The following is a 20,181-nucleotide window of genomic DNA, read 5'->3' as shown; positions in this document are numbered from 1 at the left end:
TCACCATGGGCTTCCATCCTTCGAAAGCCCGGCTTCCAAGTCAATTCTGCTTGTTCATCCCGTCCGGTCCGAGGGGCGCACTCCATCTCCACCGTAGAATTTTCACCATGTTGGCGAACGCCGGCATTCAGGTGACTACGCCTGGGGCGTTCGATCGGCGGCGGCGGCACAAGGTCCATCGTCATCGGCGACAATTTAACCCTCCTATTCTGGTAAAGTGTCACGACTGACCGTCGCCTGCCTGAAAGCATCTTCGGGCTAGCTTTGGTCGCCATGCTCCTCTTCATCGCCGTGATGACGAAGCATGTGTTCGAGCAGTGAGAGGCTTGGTCGCAGATCGACTTCATGAGGGGCTCAAAACTGGACGCCTATCCTCCCGTCTAGGGGGTCACAAATTGCACGCCGATTCACTGCTGGGCGCAGTCAGCGGATCGGAACTATCAAACCTGAAGGTCTCTGTGACGTCGTCATTTTGGTCTGTTGCATAACGCTACCCTCGATCCCGTCGAAATCTGGAAGCGCCCTTCACTGCGGTCGTTGCCCGATTGGCGGAACCTGGATTGAAGTCCGGAATGACCGTCGTGCTCTCGCGGTCTCGGATTTCAGACGGCTTGGCCGCAAGATATGACCGGTTGAGTGAACCATGGCTGCCACATGCCCTGACGCTGTACCCCTTTGGGGATAGCATCGAGAAAAGGGGCAGCAACCTTGAAGCTGGTCAAACGCAAACCGTTCGTCGCCCTGCTTCTCATTGCGGCCACGGCCGGGCATTGGCCGCAATGAGCCCCGGACAGGGACACCATCAGACAGAATAAGACTGATTATCGGAAAAACTGGCACTCCCACTGGTCATGGGCGCCTGGTGCGGAACTACTACTCGTTTATGTGCAATCCGCTTTCATCTGCGATTAGACGATACGTCTTTCTTTACCAGCCATCCTTGACTGGTGACCTAGCGACACTTATGTCTGGTCCCTAAAGACATATACGTCCGGTTGCGCGCCCTTGCGGACAGCGCCAACACTGCGCATTTGTGTCCCAGAAGCTGACAAAAGGACATTACCATGACCGCAATTCCTCCACAAGAAGACGACGCAAAGCCGGCGCCGACGATCAAAACCAACAAAGCCTCCGCCGATAAATGGGGTCAACAGGTGATCGAGCTGGGCTTCTGTCTCGTCCCCTCGCTTTTGCTGCGCGCGCAGCAGCGCATTGGGCTCAATCCCACCCAGCTCGCAGTTCTACTGCAATTGTGCGATTTCTGGTGGGACAAGGAGCGGAAACCTTTCCCGAGCAAGGAGACCCTCGCACAGCGGTTGAGCCTGAGTGAACGCCAGGTGCAACGATACATTGCAGAACTCGAGCAGGCTGGATTGGTTCAGCGGATCGAGCGTCGCAGCAGCAACGGCGGCAAGCTCAGCAATACCTACGACCTGAGCGGTCTGGTGAAGCGCCTTCAGGAACTCGAACCTGAATTCCGCGAAATCGAAGAGTCGGCCAAGGCAGCCCGTAAGGCGGTGACGAAGCGTGGTTACAAGGCGGCAGCCAAACCGAGCGGCGAGGCCGCACGGTGATCGCCTCGAGTCCGGCGGATAAGAAGAACACGAGCGAGGGATTGGCATGAGTTGGGCGCTATTTATTGACGAGTCAGGCCAAGATCGCAGGAATTCGCCGTATGAAGTGCTGGCAGGCGTTGCGATCGAGGACCGAAAGATATGGCCCCTCATCCGGCAACTGTCCGACGCTCAGCAGCATATCTTCGGGATGCGTCTTTATCAGGCCTACGGCCAGGAGGCGAAAGCCAAGGAGCTGCTCAAGCCAAAAGCTTTCAGACACGCTGCACAATTGCCAGCCTTCGAGCAGAACACCCGCAGTCGCCTTGCGCGGGAAATCCTTCTTGATGGAACAGCAGTGACACGCGATCGGTTGACTGCGCTTGCTCAGGCAAAGATCGCCTATTGCGAGTTTGCGCTCAACCTTGCTCGTAGTCACGGCGCACAGGTCTTCGCGACTATGATCCCGCAATCAGCACCGCGGCCGCCGAGCGATGACGCGATGCGAAAGGACTACGCTTTCCTGTTCGAGCGCTTCTATTATTTTTTGAATGGAATGCCGGACGATCCGATGGGATATCTCGTGTTCGACGAGCTCGACAAAGCTCAAAGCCATGTCCTGCTTGGGCAGGTGTCGAACTACTTCATAAGAACGCGGAACGGCAGGGTGCGCTCCCGACTCATTATCCCGGAGCCCTTCTTCGTGCACAGCGATCTAACGACGCTCATTCAGCTGACCGACATCGTTGCGTATGTGATCAGTTGGGGCTTGCGATTGAATGGCATGACCCTGCCCGCCAGACCCGAACTGGCGGGACTAGCTGATCGCGTGAAGCGAATCCGATTCAGTCGCGAGACCGAAGGAGGTGAAAAAATCTGGGGGATCAAGCACATTCGGGATTTGAGGCCAATTCCCCTCAACCCGGCATAAAAAAAGGCAATGCCCACGTTTCCGCGTACAAAGCCTCCGAGGAGACATCTATGTCATGGGGGCGCTAATGTCAACCTTACCGCAGATCGCCCAGGATACCGACGGCGAAACCACATAACCTCCGCAGGGTACCGCAGATCAAACCTTGCCTCAACCATGCGCGCGACGGCGCTGCCATTTCACGGGCCGCTATATGATAGTCTTCAACGACCTCAAACAGGATTTGCTGGAACCGCACGGCGACGTCTCGGTGGCGCCTACGACGTTCGCGGCGACGTTGGAAGCCCATGGTCTCTACAGCACCAAACAGTTCGTGCTGCGCTTGAGCCCGCGTGTTCATGAGCTGGTCGACGCCCTTGCCTCGGGCGACTTTGAGAGTCATGACCCTGCGGACCTCATCCAAGCCTACTCGACCTACATCCACGAGACTGTCCACTGGTGGCAGCATGTGGGCTCGACCGCAGGCCTTATTTTCAGCCTTTGCTACCCGGCACAATTCTCAAGCAGCCTCGAGCATCTTCAGAACGCTATCGCCGCGATTGGGCCAAAGAAATCGCTAAAACGATGGGCTGATGATGCGCTTCGCTACGGCACGGCGCCTTCGGCCGAGGCACTTGCCGAGGCGAACATTGCCGTCAACAATGCGCTGGACGTCGAGTTCTACAAGTGCTTTGCGCATAGCCCAAATCTCTCCTTCCAGCTGCAGCAGAACCAGCATTTTGAAAGTGTCGGTCATTCATACCGTATCGCCTACAGCAACACGCTGATGGCACTCCTGCAGTCTTGTGATCTCGCGCCCGATAGCTTGCCTGACCCGGAGCGATGGCAAACAGAGTTCGACCGCCTCACAGTTACGCGCCACGAGGGCTTCTACCACGGGTCGCCGATCGCCCGCGGTAACGTGGGGCTCCACGCAATCTTCGAGGGCCAGGCGCGCTTCATCCAACTTCAGTTTCTCGCTGCGTCTGGCGGTCCGTCGACGTGCGCGGCCTACGCCGCTGATGGCTATCTGAGCGGCATCTACGTCGATGCGTTTACAGAATTCCTTGGCCTCAGTGAATCCGAATGGCCCGACACGATCGACAGCCCCCTCGTCGGGCTGTTTCTGCTGATCTGTGACCTCTCGATAAACCCGACCCGTGGCTTTCCCCTCGATATCGATCGTTTCGAGGATTTCATTTCAGACGTCGATCCTGGCACGCGCTTCGCTCTGCTTTGTCAGGCCGCCCGAGAGCATCCTGAAGTGAAGCAAGCGATCCAGGCCTATAGCTTTGAAGAATACGCACTCGTTTCGCGCGTCCTCACCAACCGCTGCGGCTACGATGATCCAGTTGTCGCCCTGCAAGCAGTTATAGCCTTGTCTGAGACGGCATCGGGCCAAGCTCTCATGGCCGAATGGGCGAGTTTCGCGTACTCGACCGGCAATCTGCCGATCCGCGTCATGACCTCACATTTTGTGGATTTCTGTAGGAGCAAACTCACCCGTCCACACTTCTTCTGCTGGGCGGGCAAGGCCTTAGCTCTGGGCCATACCACTCAGGTGTTCCAAGAGCTTTTCCTGCGACACTTGTCGCTCTTCACGGATCGCGCTGACACACAGCAAATCTTCACCCGTGCGTTTGCGGGCCGAAAGGGCACCGCGCTGAAGCGCATGCTCGATACGTTCATGGTGTCGACGGTTCTCTACGACCTAACATTTCAATGGGTTCTTCGAGACGGACCTTTTCACTACGATTTTCAATCGCTGACCGGCAACGTTCAAAACGAAGCCATGGAAACCTGGGCTAAGAATGGCTTCAAGGCGACGTTCGGCCACCACCCAGACGATTTCGAGCAGCTGACCTAGATCGATGTTTCTAGCGGGCACCTGATAAAGAGCCAGACAAGTGCCTAGTAGTCCGTGATCTTCGCGAAATTGTCGTCCTCGCTATCCCCGTCGTCATACCAGCTCGACGTGTCGATTGACGGGTTTGGGTCCTGAAACGCCTTCAACGCGCTGACTGGCGCCGACATGGTGAGCAGAAAGGGGAAATCCGTGCGGATCTCAGCTCCCATGTCCCTCTGGAAGTCACTTTTCGATCCGTAAGAAAGTTCGACATAGACATCGCCGGTCAGGCGATAGTTGACCAGGGCTGGACCAATGGATGTAATTTCTAGGCTTCCAATCTGAACTCCATCGACGGCGGATCGGGTCGAAAGAATGTCGATCTCGCTGAACATCTCCTGAGTAAATACTTCCAATGCATGGTCATTGACGGCATATTCGACGGCTCTTCGCACCCCCCTGCGACATTCCTCCAACGTTTCGAAAGAGGCCACAAACGTTGCAACGGCATCGCACGCGAAGGCCTCTGCTTCGTCGGGGGCAACCTCGATGGTATTGGGACGTACGTGAGTGAACTTGCTGAGCTGGTCTATAACCGCGAGCATCTTGCCATGGACGTCATTCGATTCTACGCCTAAGGCTGCTACCGCCGCGTCTGATAGGCCTCCCTGGAGGCCAAATCTGATTCTCTGACGACGACTGGGACGACCATCTTGTGTCTCTGCGGAGAACCATTCGCAGCTCTTCACCTCGTCGTCTGGGGCCACAGTATGGAGTGTGTGGCCATATAGTTCTCGAAGCCCGGCGGAAAAGTGCGAAAGCCTCAATGGATTCGCCGTCACCCCCAAAGCCATCATCGAGCCTGATAGGACGTGAGTAGAAAACTCATCGGTCAGCAGCTCCTGGAGTCTGGCCGCGAGTGTTTCGAGCTTGCTAGCCTGCGGCTGGCCTTGAGCCATGGATCGTCCCCCTGTTCGACTACCGATCGGAAGTTAGCACTCAAACCTGTAGGCGCGTCACGCGAACTGGCTCTTCCTCGACTTCGCGGGGGTGATGTCAGAACTTGGAACCAATATATTGACTTTGTCAGCTCCTTCACCTACTTTCCCGACACGGGAGGTAATCATGACCGATGGACCGTTCAGAAATGCGGAATTGCCCAGCCGCTGGAAGCGGTACGGTCAAGAACTGGTTAGCGATGCCGCGAGCCTCGAAGAGCGCACGATGCATGCCTGCCACAGCATGGTTGGTGATGTGGACATGAAGGCATTCAGTCCTCTTTTCGACGAACTCAAAACCCACGCAGTGCGCGCCCAAATGGACCTGGACCCGGTCACGATGGTCGAAACGATTTTCGAGAACCATGCGCCATCACCTTTGGCGGACACCTTTCAACGGCATTTGATAGCCAACCTCCGCGATCAAATATCTCCCGACAGGGCACTTAGTGAGGCACTCGAAACCACGGCGAAAGAGTGGATCGGCACCACCAAGAACCGGCTCGACGAGGAATGCATCCGTGCCCGTGAACTCGGCGATATGAGTCGGGAAGATTACCGCAAAGGAATCGAGCGGAATCGCGAGACGTTCGCTGCGATCAAGTCCAGCGAGCTCAGTGATGCCTTGGCAACCGGCAACAAGCGCGCTTTCCGTCAGGCGGTTCAGAAGAATGGCGGCGTGGATGTAGGGCCGGAAGAGTGAGAGCCGATCCGAAAATGTCACCAATGACGGATAAGCGTCTCTTCATTATTGAGGAGAAACAGGATCTGGGTCGCATGCTCCCAAAGGACGCTGTGATCGCGGTAGTCGGCCGTCATATTCATTTTAAGGCGGCGGTCCTCGACACTTTCGACGTGAAGGGATGCGAGTCGCGGCACTACGACATGTTCGTTCTCAGCGCCGCGATCGAGTTCGCTGACCGGCGTTGGAAGCGCCCATTGGGATGGCGCCGCACCTTGGATGTGACCGTCCCAGTCACCGACCTTAATACTTGGCAAAAGCCGGACGTTCTAAAGACCCTGCACAGTGTCTTGAACCACCTGACCGGCGACGCGTGGCGATTGACCTTTGTTCAGGCGAAGAACCTGTCGCCAATCGGCGCACGGCAGATTCCGTTGGACTTCGGCAAGGCCAAGACCTTCGCCGTCGCTTACAGCGATGGTTTGGATTCGCGTGCCGTCTCCGCTCTGAGCGGGAACGAGGACGAGGCGCTGTGCATCCGGGTCGCCGGGAATCGTCAACGCCGGAAAAAGGGAGATAGCTATTTCACGCAAATTCCGTTCAAGGTGAAGGGGTATCGCGGTAACGAGAGCAGCTTCCGCTCGCGGGGATTTCAGTTTGCGGCGGTGACGGCGATTGCCGCACAACTCTCAGGTGTGACGCGTATCATTGTTCCGGAGAGCGGCCAGGGCGCACTCGGGCCGGTGCTGCTTCCGCTGCACAACATCTACGCCGACTATCGCAACCATCCGACGTTCTTCCGGAAAATGGAGCGATTCACCAAGGCATTGCTGGGCCACCGGGTCCGGTTTGAGCAGCCACGCCTGTGGTCGACGAAAGGCCAGACGTTGCGCGCGTTTTTGGGCATAGTCGGAAAGTCCGAACAGCACCTGACGAGTACCCATTCTTGCTGGCAAACGCGCCGCATCGTCAATGTAGGCGGCAGGAAGCAGTGTGGCCTGTGCGCTGCATGCTTGCTGAGGCGCCTCAGCCTGCATGCCGCTGGCGTCAACGAAGCGTCCGGTACGTACGTCGTGTCCAACCTTGCCGCTTCTGACGCATCCAATGCTTTGTCGGTCATACCCCAAAAGGCCGATCGGGACATCATGGTCGAGTATGGAAGCGTTGGCGCGCGGCACCTGCAGCATCTTGCGGAAATGGCCGACCTGCCGGACGACGCCCTTCGCGTTCACGCCTCGCAAATCGCGGCCGCGACTGAGGCAACCTACGAGGAAACTCTGAAGAAACTGAGGACGATGTTGGTGACGCATGCCGCGGAATGGCGGGTATTTCTATCCGCACAAGGAGATCAAGGGTTTTTGAATAGCTGGATGGATGGAGGGCGCTATGGCCGATCTGAATGAGCTGAGCGCACGGGAGATAGGACGCCGCTTGCGGATAGCACGGGAGAACGCAGACATCCGCCAGGATGACGCCGCCGAGGTCATCGGCATGTCCCGTCCCACCCTCGTATCCATCGAGAAGGGTGTGCGCCGTGTGCGTATCCAGGAAATCCAGATGCTCGCCCGCCACTACGGCGTATCGGTAAATGCCCTTCTCCGCCGCGAGGCAGTGCATACCGATTTGATGCCGCGCTTCCGCAAGCTGCGCGAGACCGAGGACACGCACACCATTGAAGCCGTTAAATTATTCAACCACCTGATCAAAGCCGACGTTGAAATGGAGAATATCCTCGGAATCCAGCGGCGGCGAAATTACCCTCCAGAGCGCGGCATCAACGACGGCGACGTTGTGGCTCTCGCCGAAAAGCATGCCAAGGAATTGCGCGACTGGCTGGGCCTCGGCCCGGGACCGATTGCCGACATCTTCTCGGTCATTGAACTGGGTCTCGGCATCCGGTTGTATCAGCGCCGTCTCTCCTCCAGTTCAAAGGTTGCCGGCCTCTTTAGCCACGATGAGAGCGTCGGCGCCTGCATTCTTCTCAACGCCAATCATCCATTGCCGAGGCGCATCCAGTCGGCGGCGCATGAGGTCGGCCACTTCTATGGTACCCGCCAAACTCCCGAAGTGCTCGAAGACGATGAGAAATTCCTCTCGCGCGATGAACGCTACGCCAACGCCTTTGGCCGTGCATTCCTGACGCCAGCCGAGAGCTTCTCAGAAAGCTTCCGCCAACTGAAGGAGATCACCGGCAAAACTACCCGGCGCCTGATCATTCTCCTCGCCCAGCAATATAATATCTCGCGCCAAGCATGCGGGCTTCGGCTTGAGGAACTAGGCCTGGCCAAGAAGGGTACCTGGGCATGGTTCGAAAACAACGGAGGCATCACCGATGACCATGTCAGAGAAGTTATGGGCGAGATGGCCGATCGGCGCGATTCGGCGAAGAGCGACGCGGACCGAACCATTTCCCACCGCCTGAGCCTGATGGCGCATGCCGCCTGGAAACGTGAGCTGATGTCAGAAGGACAATTGGCGGAGCTTCTGAAGGTGGGCAGACTGGAGCTCCGCGGTATTATCGACCAGATCGAGCTTGAGGAAAGAGGCACGGATGAGTTGCTCAAGCTCCCTGATTAATATCGCGGATCCGCTGGTTCTCGACACGAGTGTTCTGATCAACCTTCACGCTTGCAAATATGGCGAGCGCATCCTCTCGGCCATTCCTAACGATGTCGTCGTGCCGGAGATCGTAGCTGGAGAACTGGAGCACGAGACGAGCCGCCGGAACGGCGAGCATCTCTTTCTGCATGGCCTCGTGACAGATGGAATCGTGACGCTCGCTACTATGACCGACGCGGAGTATGAAATTTTTCATGAGCTCACATCCACCTCGCCCTCCCTCGACGACGGCGAGGCCGCGGCGATCGCCATCGCTGAGGCTAGAAATTTTTTGCCCGTTATCGACGAACGGAGGGGGCGACGGCGCGCCAGCGCCCTTATGAACACGCGAACTGTTGGCTGGTCGTTAGACCTTTTCCATCATCCGACGGCAATTGCCGTCCTCGGCGATCAACTTGTCATCGAAGCGCTCTACCTCGCCCTTCGCGAGGGACGCATGCGAGTCCCATCGGAAAGTGTGGACAATATCATCGCACTTATTGGCATGGAACGTTCGTACGATTGCACCTGCCTTCCTGGGTATAGAGACCGCTTTGTCCGTGTGAACAATAGATCCAGCGATGTGCGATCTATCGCCATCGCAAACTTACAGAACAATGAATGATCGATTGATCTTCCGCCTACCCAGTCGATCATAGGACGCGCCAGTGAGCCCATGAACCTGGCATCCAGCTTGAGGCAAAAGTCCAGTGCTTGGCGCCGCATCTCGCCCTTGAATAACTGAAATCGAATGAAGGGGGATTTCCAGCAGCGCACTCAAATCGCTCACTAGTTCCCAGTGATGTCATAGCGAGGCGTCATGCGCACGCGCCCTCCCCGCTCTCTGTTGGTGAAGTCCTAAACTTGCTGGAAATTGAGGGCGGGTTGCATCCTTTGCTGAGGAATCAGAAGCCCATGCCGGTTGGCGCCGGCACCAGCAAGGAGGCACCCCATGACGACGAGAATACCGGCATCGATGCGCACGCGCCAATCCCTTTCCGACCTGATTGAAGGGCGTCTTTCCACACCGGCGGGTCGCTCGGAGCTGATGAAGCTTGCGACCCGCCTGATCGTGGAGGAAGCACTGGAGGGGGAAAGCCGGGATGCGGTCGGGCGGGACTATTACGAACATGGCGCCGAGCCTGGCCAGGGTTACCGCAACGGCGTGCGCAGCGGGCGCCTGAAGACGGCGGAAGGCTTTGTGGAATACTCGGCCCCGCAGGTGGCGGGCCGCGATGAGCCGTTTCGTTCCGAGATCCGCGAGCATCTGAAGGGACGCACGGAGGCGCTCGAGGACCTGGCGGTGGAACTGCTGGCACGCGGTCTTTCGGTGCGCGACATCGAGGACGCCTTCCGCGACGAGACGGGGCGGCTGCTCCTATCGAAGACTGCGGTCAGCGAGATCGGCGAGCGGCTATGGGCAGACTACCAGGAATTCGCCACGCGCGATATTGGCGAATATGAGATCGCCTATCTGTTCGTCGACGGCATCGCCGAACGCATCCGCCCCGGGCAGAAGCGCGAGCCGGTGCTGGCCGCCTGGGGTTTTACGGCATCTGGCGCCAAAGTGCTTCTGCATCTGATGGCGGGCTCCAAGGAGGACGCCGAGACGGTGAGCGCCTTCTTCCAGGACATGCGCGGTCGCGGGCTCGGCGATCCGCTGCTCGTCGTGTGCGACGGGGCAGCCGGCATCATCAAGGCGATCGAGACCTGCTTTCCGCGCTCGGAGCGTCAGCGCTGCCTGGCGCACCGGATGCGCAATCTCGCCGCCAAGGTGCCGGAAGACCGCTGGCCCGAGTTCAAGGCCCGTGCCACCGCCGCCTATCAGGCCCCCTCGCGCGCCATTGCCCGCGATCTCGCCGCCGGTCTGGTGAAGGACTACGAGGCCGAGCTGCCGACCGCGGTCGCCTGCTTCATGGACGACTTCGAAGCGGCAATCGCGCATCTGAGAATGCCGATCACTCACCGCCGCGCCATCAGGACCACCAATCTTCTGGAACGTCTGTTCGTCGAGGAGCGGCGCAGGCTAAAGATCATTCCCAATGCCTTCGGCGAGAAGCCCGTTCTCAAGCTCATGTTCGGCGCCATGATCCGAGCTGCCGAGCGGTGGCGGGCAATCAGGATCACCGACTTCGAGCGCCGCCAGATGACCGCCGTCAGGCAGGAACTCGATCAGGAATACGAGGCCCGAAACAGCCTCGACAAGAAAGCAGCGGCAAAGGAGCCCCGCCAGAATTTATCCAGCAGTTCCCGGACTTGACCTCTGTTCAAGGTCAATTGACCCCGCTCGGATGTGCTACCGTACGGGGTCACTTTCGTATCAGGGCGGAGCGATCACCGATCTGACCCCGATCGGGACGCTCCTTTAGGCTATCTTTTGCCCACCGCGACGCGCAGCCGCTGCTTAGACACGTCATCGAATGAATTGCCCGGCAACGTTGTCACGGTTCGCTGTCGCATTACGCCAATGGAGCTCATCCAGCCATTTGGCAGTCGCGAACCGGTTGACCACGAACTGGTGGCTGATCCAAAGCCCGCCCCACTCTGGCAACAGGTTCGTATTGATCACCGACGTGACCGGCGAGTGCCCCAGCGCGAGAGCGGCTGGACGCTCGCCCTTTTCCTGGTTTATTTCTTCCAACCACTCTCGATGTTTCTCCGTTGCGAGCTTCGAGACAATGAACTCGCCACCCTGCATCAGGCCAACGACCTCGAAGATGCCCTTCCCGAAATGTCGGTACATCGGGATATCATCATCTGGCCCGGAGCGGCCTATGACCAAGCCCCCCTGGCGTGCATCGAGCATGCGTCCCTGCTCGAGTTCGATGAAGAACTCCTCGAAGGTCACCCGATGAGGAGCGTCTGTTGAACAGCCCGGGCACGCAGCCGAACTGAGCGGGATAGCGGCGCCACATGTCTGGCAATCCGTCTCCGATCCGATTTCGAGCCGAAACTCAGCCATCTCACCCAGCCACTTTGACCATACATCCTCTCATTGCTGCGTCGGATCCGCTCACCAACCCGATTTGAAGCCGGCGGCAATGGGACTGGGCGGAGCGACAAAGTGCGCAGGATCGTCGATCCAGAGCTGGGCAACCTGCACAAGCTGCTCTGTTTCGGTGCCCGAGAACTGGAACTTCTTTACTATATCGCCCATGAAGCGCTTGCTCGATGGGTGTCGCCCATCCCCGGCCTCAATGGGATCGATGTCGACATAGAGCCGCTCCGGTCCCTTCTTGCCCTTAAGCATCTGGGCATGGTTGGTATCATCGTCGATCCATGTGTGAATCCTGTAGCCCTTGTAATCGATTCTCATGCAAAACCTCGTGTGGCGCGTTAACCGGTCGTGGTTGATGTCACTCAGCTGAATTCGTCGTCGGCTCTCATTTCGGTTTCGACTGCCGGCAAGATGTCGCCCGCCAGCAGCTTCTCCTTCGACAGCAGTCCAGCATCCTCGAGCGCCTCGAAATCCGGCAAGTCGCGCAGCGTGTCGAGCCCGAACTCCAGCAGGAACTCTTTTGTGGTGACGTAGGTGTAGGGCGCGCCGGGCGTCGGGCTACGCGGCCCGGAGGCGATCATGCCGGATCCGCGCAGGTTGCCAATCAGGTCGCGAGAAATCTCTTTCCCAAAAATGCTCGACAGTTCTCCACGCGTGATCGGCTGGAAATAGGCGATGCACATCAGCACCAGCACGTCCGACTGCGTTAGCTCTGCTGCACGCCCGCTGCCGCCGGCGGCGGTGCCAAATGCATTGCCAAATGCACTGCGGATGGCGTCGGCATAGGCTGGTCGGGTGAGGTGCTTCCAGCCGCCGGCGACGGCGACCAAGTCGTAGGGCCGGCCGCTCAGCTCCTCACGAATGTCATCGATGAGTAAGTCGATGCTGCAGCTTTTGCCGACGATCCGCGCCAACGTCTCGCGAGTTACCGGTTCGCTGGCGGCAAAAATGGTTGCCTCGACCCGATGCATCCATTCACGCCAGCGCGCTTCCGGCGGCAGGTGATCCAACTCCCGGTCAAAGAGGCGGTCGCCTGATCGTCCGTCATCTGGCCGGCCCCTCCCTCGCCTCGTTGCTTCCATCATGGTCGTCACAGCCCGTAGATACGGAAGGTCGGACGGCCGGACAGTTCACGCACCGCGCCGAGTTCGACCAAACGATCGAACAGGCGGCGCAGCCCACGGTCGCTCATGCCGGCAATATCTTCCGAGGCAACGATCGCATCGTCGGACAGCAGCTTGTCGACAACAGCGCCCGCTGCCTTGGCCCTGAGTTTCGGGGCAACGGCAAGCAGCCGGTCCGCACGGCGCTCGAGCTCCGCGGAAAGATCAATCGCGCGCAGCGCAGCGCGCGCCTGCACGGCAAGCAGACCTTTCGCATGCTCAGGGTCTGTCCCAATGCTTATCGCCACGGAGCTGGCTGCCGATCGACGCGGGCGGGCGCTTGCGCCCAAGGCCGCTTCGGCGCCCAGCAGCGGCACCGCATGAACCCAACCCAACCGTTGCGCCAGCAAAGCGTCGGCGAGCCAGGCTCCAAGAGCGCGCGCAAAGCCGTGGCGTACGGCGATCGCGATGGCGCCGGTCAGCATTCCGACCAACCCGGCGCTGGCGCTGAGCTGGCGAAGATCGTCCGTCAGGTCGCTCACGCTCGCGTCGTCGCGCGCTAGACCTAGATTATCCAGCATCGCGCCGATGCCAGCCTTGGTCAGCAGTTTTTCCGCAGGCATTCCGGCCAGCCGGCGCCAGGCGAGGAGCAAAAGACCGGCGGGCCCGACATTGTCGCCCGGTCGCGTGAGCAGCACGGCGTCGCGAAGTGCTGCTTCATCCTCGACGCGGCCGGCCTGCTTTGCCGTTGCCGCGGCGGCCGAAAGCGCCAGGCGCTGCCGCCAGGCGCCGGCCCACCGCTCCTGCCGGCGGACCACCATATCGAGCGCGCCGATGATGGCGCCCGCGGCGAGTGCGACGTCCTCAAAATCTTTTCCAGCAAGGCTTTGCGCATCTGGGATGGCGCGGCGCAGCCACGTCGGCATCGTTGCCATCGGCAAGGTCGAAGGGGAACCGGCAAGCGTGGCGTGGTGGCGCGGAGAGGGCTTGGGACGCAGAATCATCGACAGCACGATGAATCATGGCGGCGCTTTTGGCAACCGAAATACGGAACAACCGCCGCGCCTGTCGTACACGGACAACGAGCGATAATCTTGCATTATCGTTCCTAATTGACAGAAATCAAAAGATTAGGTAGAAATTGCCAAAAAGGTAGAAATTCGGAGCCTCTCGTGTCCCTGAATATCAAAAACCCGGCCACCGTCGCTCTCGCCGACGAACTCGCGCACCGCCAGGGTATCAGCAAGACGGCAGCCATTCACCAGGCGCTGAGCGAGCGGCTGCATCGAATGGGTTACGGTGACGTGGCCCAGGAGCGCCTGCTCGGCGAGTTGCGGGCGATCCGGGAAAGAGTGGCGCGATTGCCGGAACTCGATCATCGCAGTGACGAAGAGATCGTCGGGTATGACGAGCACGGCATTCCGAACTGATGGTGATCGACACCTCCGCCATCGTCGCGATCCTGCGCAACGAACCAGAAGCCTTGAGGCTTGAGAAGGCGCTCGTCACCAACCAAATCCGCCTGGTCCCGGCAACCTGCGTGCTCGAGGCGCGCATGGTGCTGGTCAGCCGGCGCGGCGAACATGCGTTGGCCGAGATCGATCTGTGGCTCCGCAAGATCGAGGCCGACATCATCGCCGTGGATGCCGATCTCGTCGATGTGGCAACGCAGGCTTGGCTCACCTACGGCAAAGGCCGCCACCCGGCCGCCCTGAATTTTGCCGATTGCCTTTCCTACGCGTTGGCCAAACGGGCCGATGAGCCCTTGCTCTTTATCGGCAATGACTTTTCCCAGACGGATATCGAGGCAGCATAACGATGGCTGGCGACGGTGCGGGATCAACTGCAGCGCCCCGAGGGGACGATCTTCCCGACATCATCGATGTCGTGATGGAAATGGGACAGCATCCACAGGAGGGCGAAAAATCCCCCTCCCCTCCCCTGCCGCCTATGCACTCACGGGGACATGGTAGCCTTCCCGGCCATCTGGAAGAGCTTGCCGGCCACGCCCGCGACTATGTCAAGGCGGCCAGCTCGGCCAATACACGGCGCGCCTACGCCGCCGACTGGAAGCATTTTTGCGCCTGGGCGCGCCGGCAGGGTCTGGAAGTGCCCCCACCTGATCCGCAGACCGTCGGGCTCTACATCGCCGCCTGCGCGTCCGGAAAGGTAACAGGGGAGAAAAAACCAAACTCTGTGGCGACGATCGAGCGTCGCCTTTCGTCACTGTCCTGGAACTTTTCGCAGCGAGGCGAACCGCTGGACCGCAAGGACCGCCACATCGCAACGGTCATGGCCGGCATCCGCAACACCCACGCCTCCCCTCCCCGGCAGAAGGAAGCGATCCTGCCCGAGGATCTGATCGCCATGCTCGAGACCCTCGACCGCGGCACGCTGCGTGGTCTGCGCGACCGAGCCATGCTGCTTCTGGGTTTTGCCGGTGGGCTGCGGCGCTCGGAAATCGTCGGGCTCGACATTGGTCGCGACCAGACCGAGGATTCTTCGGGCTGGATTGAGTTTTTTCCTGACAAGGGCGTGCTGGTGACCCTGCGCGGCAAAACCGGTTGGCGCGAGGTCGAGGTCGGCCGCGGCTCCTCCGACGCCACCTGCCCGGTGGCCGCTCTGCAGACGTGGCTAAGACTGGCGCACATTGCGCACGGACCGCTGTTCCGGCGCGTTGCTGGTCAAGGCAGAGCGGTCGGTGTCCATCGCTTGAACGACCAGGAGGTCGCACGCCTGGTCAAGCGCACGGCGCTCGCAGCCGGCGTGCGTGGCGATCTGTCGGAGGGCGAACGCGGTCAAAAGTTTGCTGGCCATTCGCTGCGCGCCGGCCTCGCGTCCTCGGCCGAGGTCGATGAGCGCTATGTGCAACAGCAGCTCGGTCACGCCTCGGCCGAGATGACTCGAAAGTATCAGCGCCGGCGCGATCGTTTCCGCGTCAATCTCACCAAGGCGTCCGGGCTCTGAAAAGCCCCCTCCCCTGCCTCGTTTTGTCCGCTGGGATGAGGCGGTCAGATCTCAGGCGATAACAATACCTCCTCGAGCACAGCGAGCGCTGTATCCAGACTATCGGCGGCCGACGCTTCGTAGTCAGGCATGATCATCAACTGCGTTATGGCACGGCCCACAAATTCCGGGTTTAGCTTTTCCAACCGATCCTTGGTCCGGGAGACCTGTTCCGGGAATGCGCGCAGATTGAAGCGAACAAATGACGAGGTCTCTTATCCCCGACACGAATAGCTCGCGATCTCATCGGGATTTCCCTTACCGTCATAGGCAGCTTGAGTGGGATAAGCGCAGATCGGCTGGTGCTTGCCAGGGAATGCCTTGCTGCCAGCCGCGAGAGAGTCCGGAGCCTTGTCTTGGTTTATCCAGCCCTCGATGGCGGCCAAAGGATCAAAGTCGTCGAAGGCTTGGCCATCGCCGCAGTGGGTCATCCCCGGGATTATGAACATGCGCACGAAACGGCGAGTCGCTTCCAAATCGCCGCCGCCTGTGACCTCGACGACTTGCTTGTACCAGCGCACCAGATCGTTGGCCGAGAAGACCGGATCGGAAAGTCCCTGAAACAAGAGCAGCTTTCCACCGTGGGCAGCGAAGCTGGCGAGATACGTGCCGGTCGCATCATTGAGCTTGGCCGTATCCGCAACGCGTGCCGGATCCTTGTCGAAGTCGAACTTCAGGGGGTCAAAATTCGGCGCCGGGGGCGTCATGAAGTAGTATTGAAGCGAGCGGGCTCCCAGAACGATGTTGTTTGCATCCGACTGGGAAGTGGGGGATTTGCCCAGCTTCCACATTCTCCAGTCCGCGCCCGCAACGCCCGTATCATATGGCCAATCGCTGTAAAGCTTTTCGCCATCGGAGCTTTCCGGACCCGCGAACGCGCGGCTCATGGCCTGCACTTGACCAGCCGTGAGGCAGCTGTCCGTCTTATCGCCTTGGCAGGACAGGACCTTTGGGTCGAACCGGCACTGCTGCCAGGCGTTGATCACGCCATCCTCAATGCCATCGCGGGCATCACAGGCAGCGAGAACCGCGTTGGCGACGAGGTTCAGATCCTGCTGGGAGAAGGCGCGGGATAGAATGGGATGGCCGGCCTCATCCTTGGGAGCGATGCTCATGTACTCGCGAGTATCCCAGGCTTGGGCAATGTTGGCGGCACTGAGACGAAAACCCGGGCTACCTGCAACAATCCCGTCGAACTCGAGCGGATATCGCTGAGCCGCTATCAACGCCTCACGACCGCCATTCGAGCATCCCATGAACACCGACTTTTTCGGAGCCGCCCCATAGAACTTGGCCACCACCTGCTTCGAGACCGAAGTGACTTTGCCAATGGAGGCGTACGCAAAATCAATGCGTGCGGCTTGATCGACCCCGAAAGCCGGATCGGGGCTTGGGTGCCCGCCATCCATGCTTACAACAGCGTAGCCGCGCAAGAGCCCGGGAGCCGCGGTCGAGTTCCGGCAAGGAATGGTCCCGACGGCCGGCGCCAGGAAGCCATCAACTGCGCCGCCGCCCTGGAAAAGGAACATGTCGTTCCAGGTCGTCGGAAGACGCACCTCAAACCGGGTGCCATATGATTGACCATCGACCCCCTGGCGTTTCCCGATAACACCTCGGACAAGGCAGTGCCCGCCCACTTTTACCGCCTGAGGCGAGGCGCCGGTGAATGCAGTGAAGGGATCTGCGGGGATCTCCTGCGGCTTTTGAAGGCTAGCCTCGGTAAAGATCACGCTTGGAATTGTGAGCTTGGCGATGGACCGGCACGCCTGATCCGACGCGTTTGCCGCCAGTGCAGGCGCACATACACATATGATCGCCAAAATCAGTGCCAGGGTGCACCCGCGGTCCCGCAGCTTGAGCCCGTTAGCCAAGAACATACCCATCCTCCCTGGATGCCCCGATAGCCCGAAAGCTGATCGCATTGGTAGCTAGTTGTGAGCTTTCAGAAGGTTATCCATCCGGTCCGAACCGGGAAAGCTGAGGTTGTCGAAGCTTCAGTGATTCCAGTGGGACCGGATGAACATCCATAAGAGTACCCGTGTGACGCCGCTCGGTCGAGAGCGAATTGTAATGCAGGTCGAGAGCGGACAGACGCCTGAGGCCGTCGCCAAAGCCGCAGGCGTCTGCCCGCGGACGGTTCGCAAATGGCTCGACCGGTATCGCGCCGAGGAAATGCCAGGATTGCGGGATCGCTCATCTCGCCCTCATCGGCTGCGCCGGCCGACGCCTCAGGCGGTTATTGAGACGATCGAGCGGCGCGGTACCCGTGATCTGCGGGATTGGCTTTTCGATCAGGCTGAAGATGCCAGATCGAACGAGGACCTTGCTCGCGTTTTGTCGCGCGGTGGAGGGAGACTTTGACTATCTTGCCAGCCGTGTCGACAATCGAGCGCTTGTGCGCGGACGCCCTGGTCGACGCCGAGCGCCGGATCGAAACGCGGATTGCGGAAAAGCTGGATGCTGGTGCGCGCGAGCGGTTGGACGGGCTTCTGACCGAAATGTTGGCCGGTAACATAAGCCGCTTCATCTTGCTTCGCAAGTTCGAGCTCGGCAACAATTCCGCGGCGGCAAACCGGCTGCTTGACCGACCGGAGTTCCTGCGCGGTGGGTCTTGATCCGCAAGTGCTCGCCGGCATCCGCAACACCGCATCGCTCGCCTGCGTCGGCAGGGTGAGCGCTATTTCACCGATGGCTTGCGCGATATCAGCTCGGATCGACGCTGGGCGATCCTTGCCGTTTGCGCCGTGGAATGGGAGGCGGCGGTCGCCGATGCCGTGGTCGAGACCCATGACCGGATCGTAAGGAAGACCTGGCGAGAGACTAAGGAGGAAACGGGCTTGACGCTGCAGAGGCTCTATTCGGCCGACATATGCGAGCAATTCTATGAAGCGGACCGCGACGCCATTAGCCTCCTGCCGGTTTTCGTGGGTTTCGCGGGGTCGACAGAGACGGTGCGACTGAATGCCGAACACAGCGAGTTTCAGTGGGTCCCCTTCGATCAAGCGGTCAACATGGTTCCGTTTGCCGGGCAGCGGAACGTGCTCAGGCACGTCCAGAAAGAGTTCGTCGAGCAAGAGCCAAATCGCTGGCTGTTAATTCATCCGCCACGCTAGGCAGCCGGGACGACGCGAGCGGCCGATTCCCACCCTCCGGGCCGTCAGGGAAGGTGGAAAATCGACCCAAAGCGTCCTCCAAGCGGCGAATTTCGAAGTAAGTTTTTCCGCCTTGCTGGAACCCTGCACCTTCATAGAAGGCGGGCAAGATGGCGGTGGCCCGATTCCTTCGCAACCTGATCGCGACCGTGCCCTATGCCATCCATACCATTCTGACCGACAACGGCATTCAGTTCACCAACCGGACCTGCGAGCGGCATGCCCTTCAGCACATCTTCGACGGCATCTGCGACGAACATGGCATCGAGCACCGGCTCACAAAGATCAACCATCCCTGGGCGAACGGCCAGGTCGAGCGGATGAATCGGACCATCAAGGACGCCACCGTCAAGCGTCGGGTGCAATTCCGCATAGGCGAATTTCGACGTCCGATCGATGGCCACGAAAAGGCGCAGCTTGCCCTCGGCGGTCTGCACCTCGGCGAGGTCGATATGGAAATAGCCGAGCGGATAAGCGTTGAACTTCTTCCTGGCCGGCTTGTCGGCGTCCTGCGGCAGCCGCGAAATGCCATGGCGCTGAAGGCAGCGATGCAACGACGAGCGCGTCAGATGCGGGATCGAGAGCTGTAGGGCATAGATGCAATCATCCAGCGCCAGCAACGTGTGCTTGCGAAAGGCGACGATCACCGCTTCCTCTTCGAGCGACAGCACTGTCGATCTTGGTTTCTTCGGGCCGGTGGGAAGATCGGCGGTCGAGGTCCGGTTCCTCCACTTTCTAACGGTCTTCTGATCGATGCCGTAGCGCTTGGCCAGCGCTCTCAGGCTCTCTTCACTATGCTGTATCGCTCGACGGACTGCCTCTGTCGTCGTGGCGCGGCGGTGTAGAACCTGTCCCATAGCGCATCCTTTGATTCGGACGGCAATGATGCGCCATTAAAGTCCGGGATCAAACAGCTAGGTACTACCACCGGGCATGCCTCGCCCTGGTGCCAAGCTTTTGAAATGTACCATGAGCGGAATTTTGCCTCGGTAGGGTGCAGTGGCGAATGCGGCCTTTTCGGGAACGATTTCCTGCCAGTCCCAATTCAATTGGTATCCTCGCAAATAATGCGTCCGATTCCACAGCTAGCGTTGCAGAACTGGAAAACCTCGCGCGCAGCGTCGACCACCGACGCGTACCTGTTCAACTCGTTGCGCAGGTCGACAAGGAAAATGCGGTCGCCGCCAATGCCGATCACATCAAAGGAAACGGCCCGCCCATTGCCGCATGGAAGCGTGACAATGCTCACTGTGTCGGTAGCTTTTCAAGTTGTCCGGTTTTTGTAGCACATCAGATGTCCGCTTCTGTTTGTTGCAGGAGGTGCGTCGAAGCGGT

The 20,181-nt window shown here is 59.5% G+C and carries 19 protein-coding genes and 4 pseudogenes; 15 read left to right on the top strand and 8 right to left on the bottom strand.

The genetic code is table 11. From position 1 onward, the window contains the following. Positions 1–194: hypothetical protein (locus NKI70_RS32800; RefSeq protein WP_352726233.1), on the bottom strand; the 194-nt coding region annotated here is incomplete at its 3' end. 870 nt (positions 195–1,064) lie between these two features. On the opposite strand from NKI70_RS32800, the gene NKI70_RS32795 reads away from it, so the two are divergent. The 3 genes from NKI70_RS32795 to NKI70_RS32785 all read left to right on the top strand — a co-directional run bounded on the left by NKI70_RS32795 (position 1,065) and on the right by NKI70_RS32785 (position 4,330). Then, positions 1,065–1,574 carry a helix-turn-helix domain-containing protein gene (locus NKI70_RS32795; protein ID WP_352693546.1) on the top strand — a complete coding sequence of 170 codons (510 nt, stop codon included), beginning with the start codon at positions 1,065–1,067 and terminating at the stop codon, positions 1,572–1,574. A 46-nt stretch (positions 1,575–1,620) separates the two neighbouring features. Then, complete coding sequence (locus tag NKI70_RS32790) at positions 1,621–2,484, top strand: DUF3800 domain-containing protein (RefSeq protein ID WP_352693544.1); 864 nt, start codon at positions 1,621–1,623, stop codon at positions 2,482–2,484. Between the two features lie 193 nt (positions 2,485–2,677). Continuing rightward, positions 2,678–4,330 carry a hypothetical protein gene (locus tag NKI70_RS32785; RefSeq protein ID WP_352726230.1) on the top strand — a complete coding sequence of 551 codons (1,653 nt, stop codon included), beginning with the start codon at positions 2,678–2,680 and terminating at the stop codon, positions 4,328–4,330. 44 nt (positions 4,331–4,374) lie between these two features. Here NKI70_RS32785 and NKI70_RS32780 read toward each other — a convergent pair whose 3' ends face one another. After that, entirely contained in the window at positions 4,375–5,268 is an 894-nt protein-coding gene (locus tag NKI70_RS32780; RefSeq protein WP_352693540.1) for a pPIWI-associating nuclease domain-containing protein, read from the bottom strand. Positions 5,269–5,434: 166 nt separating this feature from the next. Between NKI70_RS32780 and NKI70_RS32775 the strand changes: the two genes are divergently transcribed. From NKI70_RS32775 to NKI70_RS32755, 5 genes are all read left to right on the top strand, one after another. Continuing rightward, on the top strand, positions 5,435–6,010 hold the full coding sequence (locus NKI70_RS32775; RefSeq protein ID WP_352693538.1) for a hypothetical protein: 576 nt from the start codon (positions 5,435–5,437) through the stop codon (positions 6,008–6,010). Positions 6,011–6,033: 23 nt separating this feature from the next. After that, positions 6,034–7,392: a 7-cyano-7-deazaguanine synthase gene (locus tag NKI70_RS32770; protein ID WP_352693536.1), complete on the top strand. Its 1,359-nt coding sequence runs from the start codon at positions 6,034–6,036 to the stop codon at positions 7,390–7,392. Then, positions 7,376–8,566, top strand: coding sequence for an ImmA/IrrE family metallo-endopeptidase (locus NKI70_RS32765; RefSeq protein ID WP_352693534.1), 1,191 nt, complete (start codon positions 7,376–7,378; stop codon positions 8,564–8,566). The genes NKI70_RS32770 and NKI70_RS32765 overlap by 17 nt, the downstream gene beginning before the upstream one ends. Next, on the top strand, positions 8,541–9,212 hold the full coding sequence (locus NKI70_RS32760) for a PIN domain-containing protein (RefSeq protein ID WP_352693532.1): 672 nt from the start codon (positions 8,541–8,543) through the stop codon (positions 9,210–9,212). The genes NKI70_RS32765 and NKI70_RS32760 overlap by 26 nt, the downstream gene beginning before the upstream one ends. Positions 9,213–9,539: 327 nt before the next feature. Continuing rightward, positions 9,540–10,847, top strand: coding sequence for an IS256 family transposase (locus NKI70_RS32755; protein ID WP_352726227.1), 1,308 nt, complete (start codon positions 9,540–9,542; stop codon positions 10,845–10,847). Between the two features lie 153 nt (positions 10,848–11,000). Here NKI70_RS32755 and NKI70_RS32750 read toward each other — a convergent pair whose 3' ends face one another. From NKI70_RS32750 to NKI70_RS32735, 4 genes are read right to left on the bottom strand one after another with little or no spacing between them, the layout of a single operon-like run. Further along, positions 11,001–11,549: a hypothetical protein gene (locus tag NKI70_RS32750; RefSeq protein ID WP_352693528.1), complete on the bottom strand. Its 549-nt coding sequence runs from the start codon at positions 11,547–11,549 to the stop codon at positions 11,001–11,003. Positions 11,550–11,600: 51 nt separating this feature from the next. Next, positions 11,601–11,903, bottom strand: a complete 303-nt coding sequence (locus tag NKI70_RS32745; protein WP_352693526.1) for a hypothetical protein — start codon at positions 11,901–11,903, stop codon at positions 11,601–11,603. Positions 11,904–11,947: 44 nt separating this feature from the next. Next, positions 11,948–12,670, bottom strand: coding sequence for an SMC-Scp complex subunit ScpB (gene scpB, locus NKI70_RS32740; RefSeq protein WP_352693524.1), 723 nt, complete (start codon positions 12,668–12,670; stop codon positions 11,948–11,950). A gap of 5 nt (positions 12,671–12,675) precedes the next feature. Then, positions 12,676–13,692, bottom strand: a complete 1,017-nt coding sequence (locus NKI70_RS32735; RefSeq protein ID WP_352726235.1) for a DUF1403 family protein — start codon at positions 13,690–13,692, stop codon at positions 12,676–12,678. A 168-nt stretch (positions 13,693–13,860) separates the two neighbouring features. Here NKI70_RS32735 and NKI70_RS32730 point away from each other — a divergent pair, with 168 nt between their 5' ends. The 3 genes from NKI70_RS32730 to NKI70_RS32720 are packed head-to-tail and all read left to right on the top strand — an operon-like array spanning position 13,861 to position 15,655. Continuing rightward, positions 13,861–14,118 (top strand): type II toxin-antitoxin system VapB family antitoxin, encoded by a 258-nt coding sequence (locus NKI70_RS32730; protein WP_023804176.1) that lies wholly within the window; start codon positions 13,861–13,863, stop codon positions 14,116–14,118. Then, positions 14,118–14,504, top strand: coding sequence for a type II toxin-antitoxin system VapC family toxin (locus NKI70_RS32725; RefSeq protein ID WP_023804175.1), 387 nt, complete (start codon positions 14,118–14,120; stop codon positions 14,502–14,504). The genes NKI70_RS32730 and NKI70_RS32725 overlap by 1 nt, the downstream gene beginning before the upstream one ends. Positions 14,505–14,506: 2 nt before the next feature. Beyond that, entirely contained in the window at positions 14,507–15,655 is a 1,149-nt protein-coding gene (locus NKI70_RS32720; protein WP_352726224.1) for a site-specific integrase, read from the top strand. Positions 15,656–15,909: 254 nt separating this feature from the next. Here the strand turns inward: NKI70_RS32720 and NKI70_RS32715 are convergent, their stop codons facing one another. Further along, a complete protein-coding gene (locus NKI70_RS32715; RefSeq protein WP_156937414.1) occupies positions 15,910–17,571 on the bottom strand; it encodes a tannase/feruloyl esterase family alpha/beta hydrolase in 1,662 nt (553 codons plus the stop codon). Positions 17,572–17,710: 139 nt separating this feature from the next. Here NKI70_RS32715 and NKI70_RS32710 point away from each other — a divergent pair. The 3 pseudogenes from NKI70_RS32710 to NKI70_RS32695 form a co-directional block, all read left to right on the top strand. Beyond that, a pseudogene (locus tag NKI70_RS32710) lies at positions 17,711–17,908 on the top strand (leucine zipper domain-containing protein); the annotation flags it as partial. Positions 17,909–17,935: 27 nt separating this feature from the next. Beyond that, positions 17,936–18,540 (top strand): annotated as a pseudogene (locus tag NKI70_RS32705) (Tn3 family transposase); the annotation flags it as partial. A 407-nt stretch (positions 18,541–18,947) separates the two neighbouring features. Then, a pseudogene (locus NKI70_RS32695) lies at positions 18,948–19,202 on the top strand (IS481 family transposase); the annotation flags it as partial. Between the two features lie 3 nt (positions 19,203–19,205). Here the strand turns inward: NKI70_RS32695 and NKI70_RS32690 are convergent. Next, positions 19,206–19,703: pseudogene (locus NKI70_RS32690) on the bottom strand (transposase family protein); the annotation flags it as partial. Between the two features lie 149 nt (positions 19,704–19,852). On the opposite strand from NKI70_RS32690, the gene NKI70_RS32685 reads away from it, so the two are divergent. Next, positions 19,853–20,181, top strand: a 329-nt coding sequence (locus NKI70_RS32685; RefSeq protein WP_352726222.1) for a hypothetical protein, incomplete at its 3' end; no start/stop codon positions are given.

Origin of the sequence: Mesorhizobium sp. M0500 (assembly GCF_040321165.1) — a bacterium.
Lineage (GTDB): Bacteria > Pseudomonadota > Alphaproteobacteria > Rhizobiales > Rhizobiaceae > Mesorhizobium.
The sequence above is the reverse complement of the archived record's forward strand: the minus strand, read 5'-3'. Positions and strand labels throughout refer to the sequence as shown.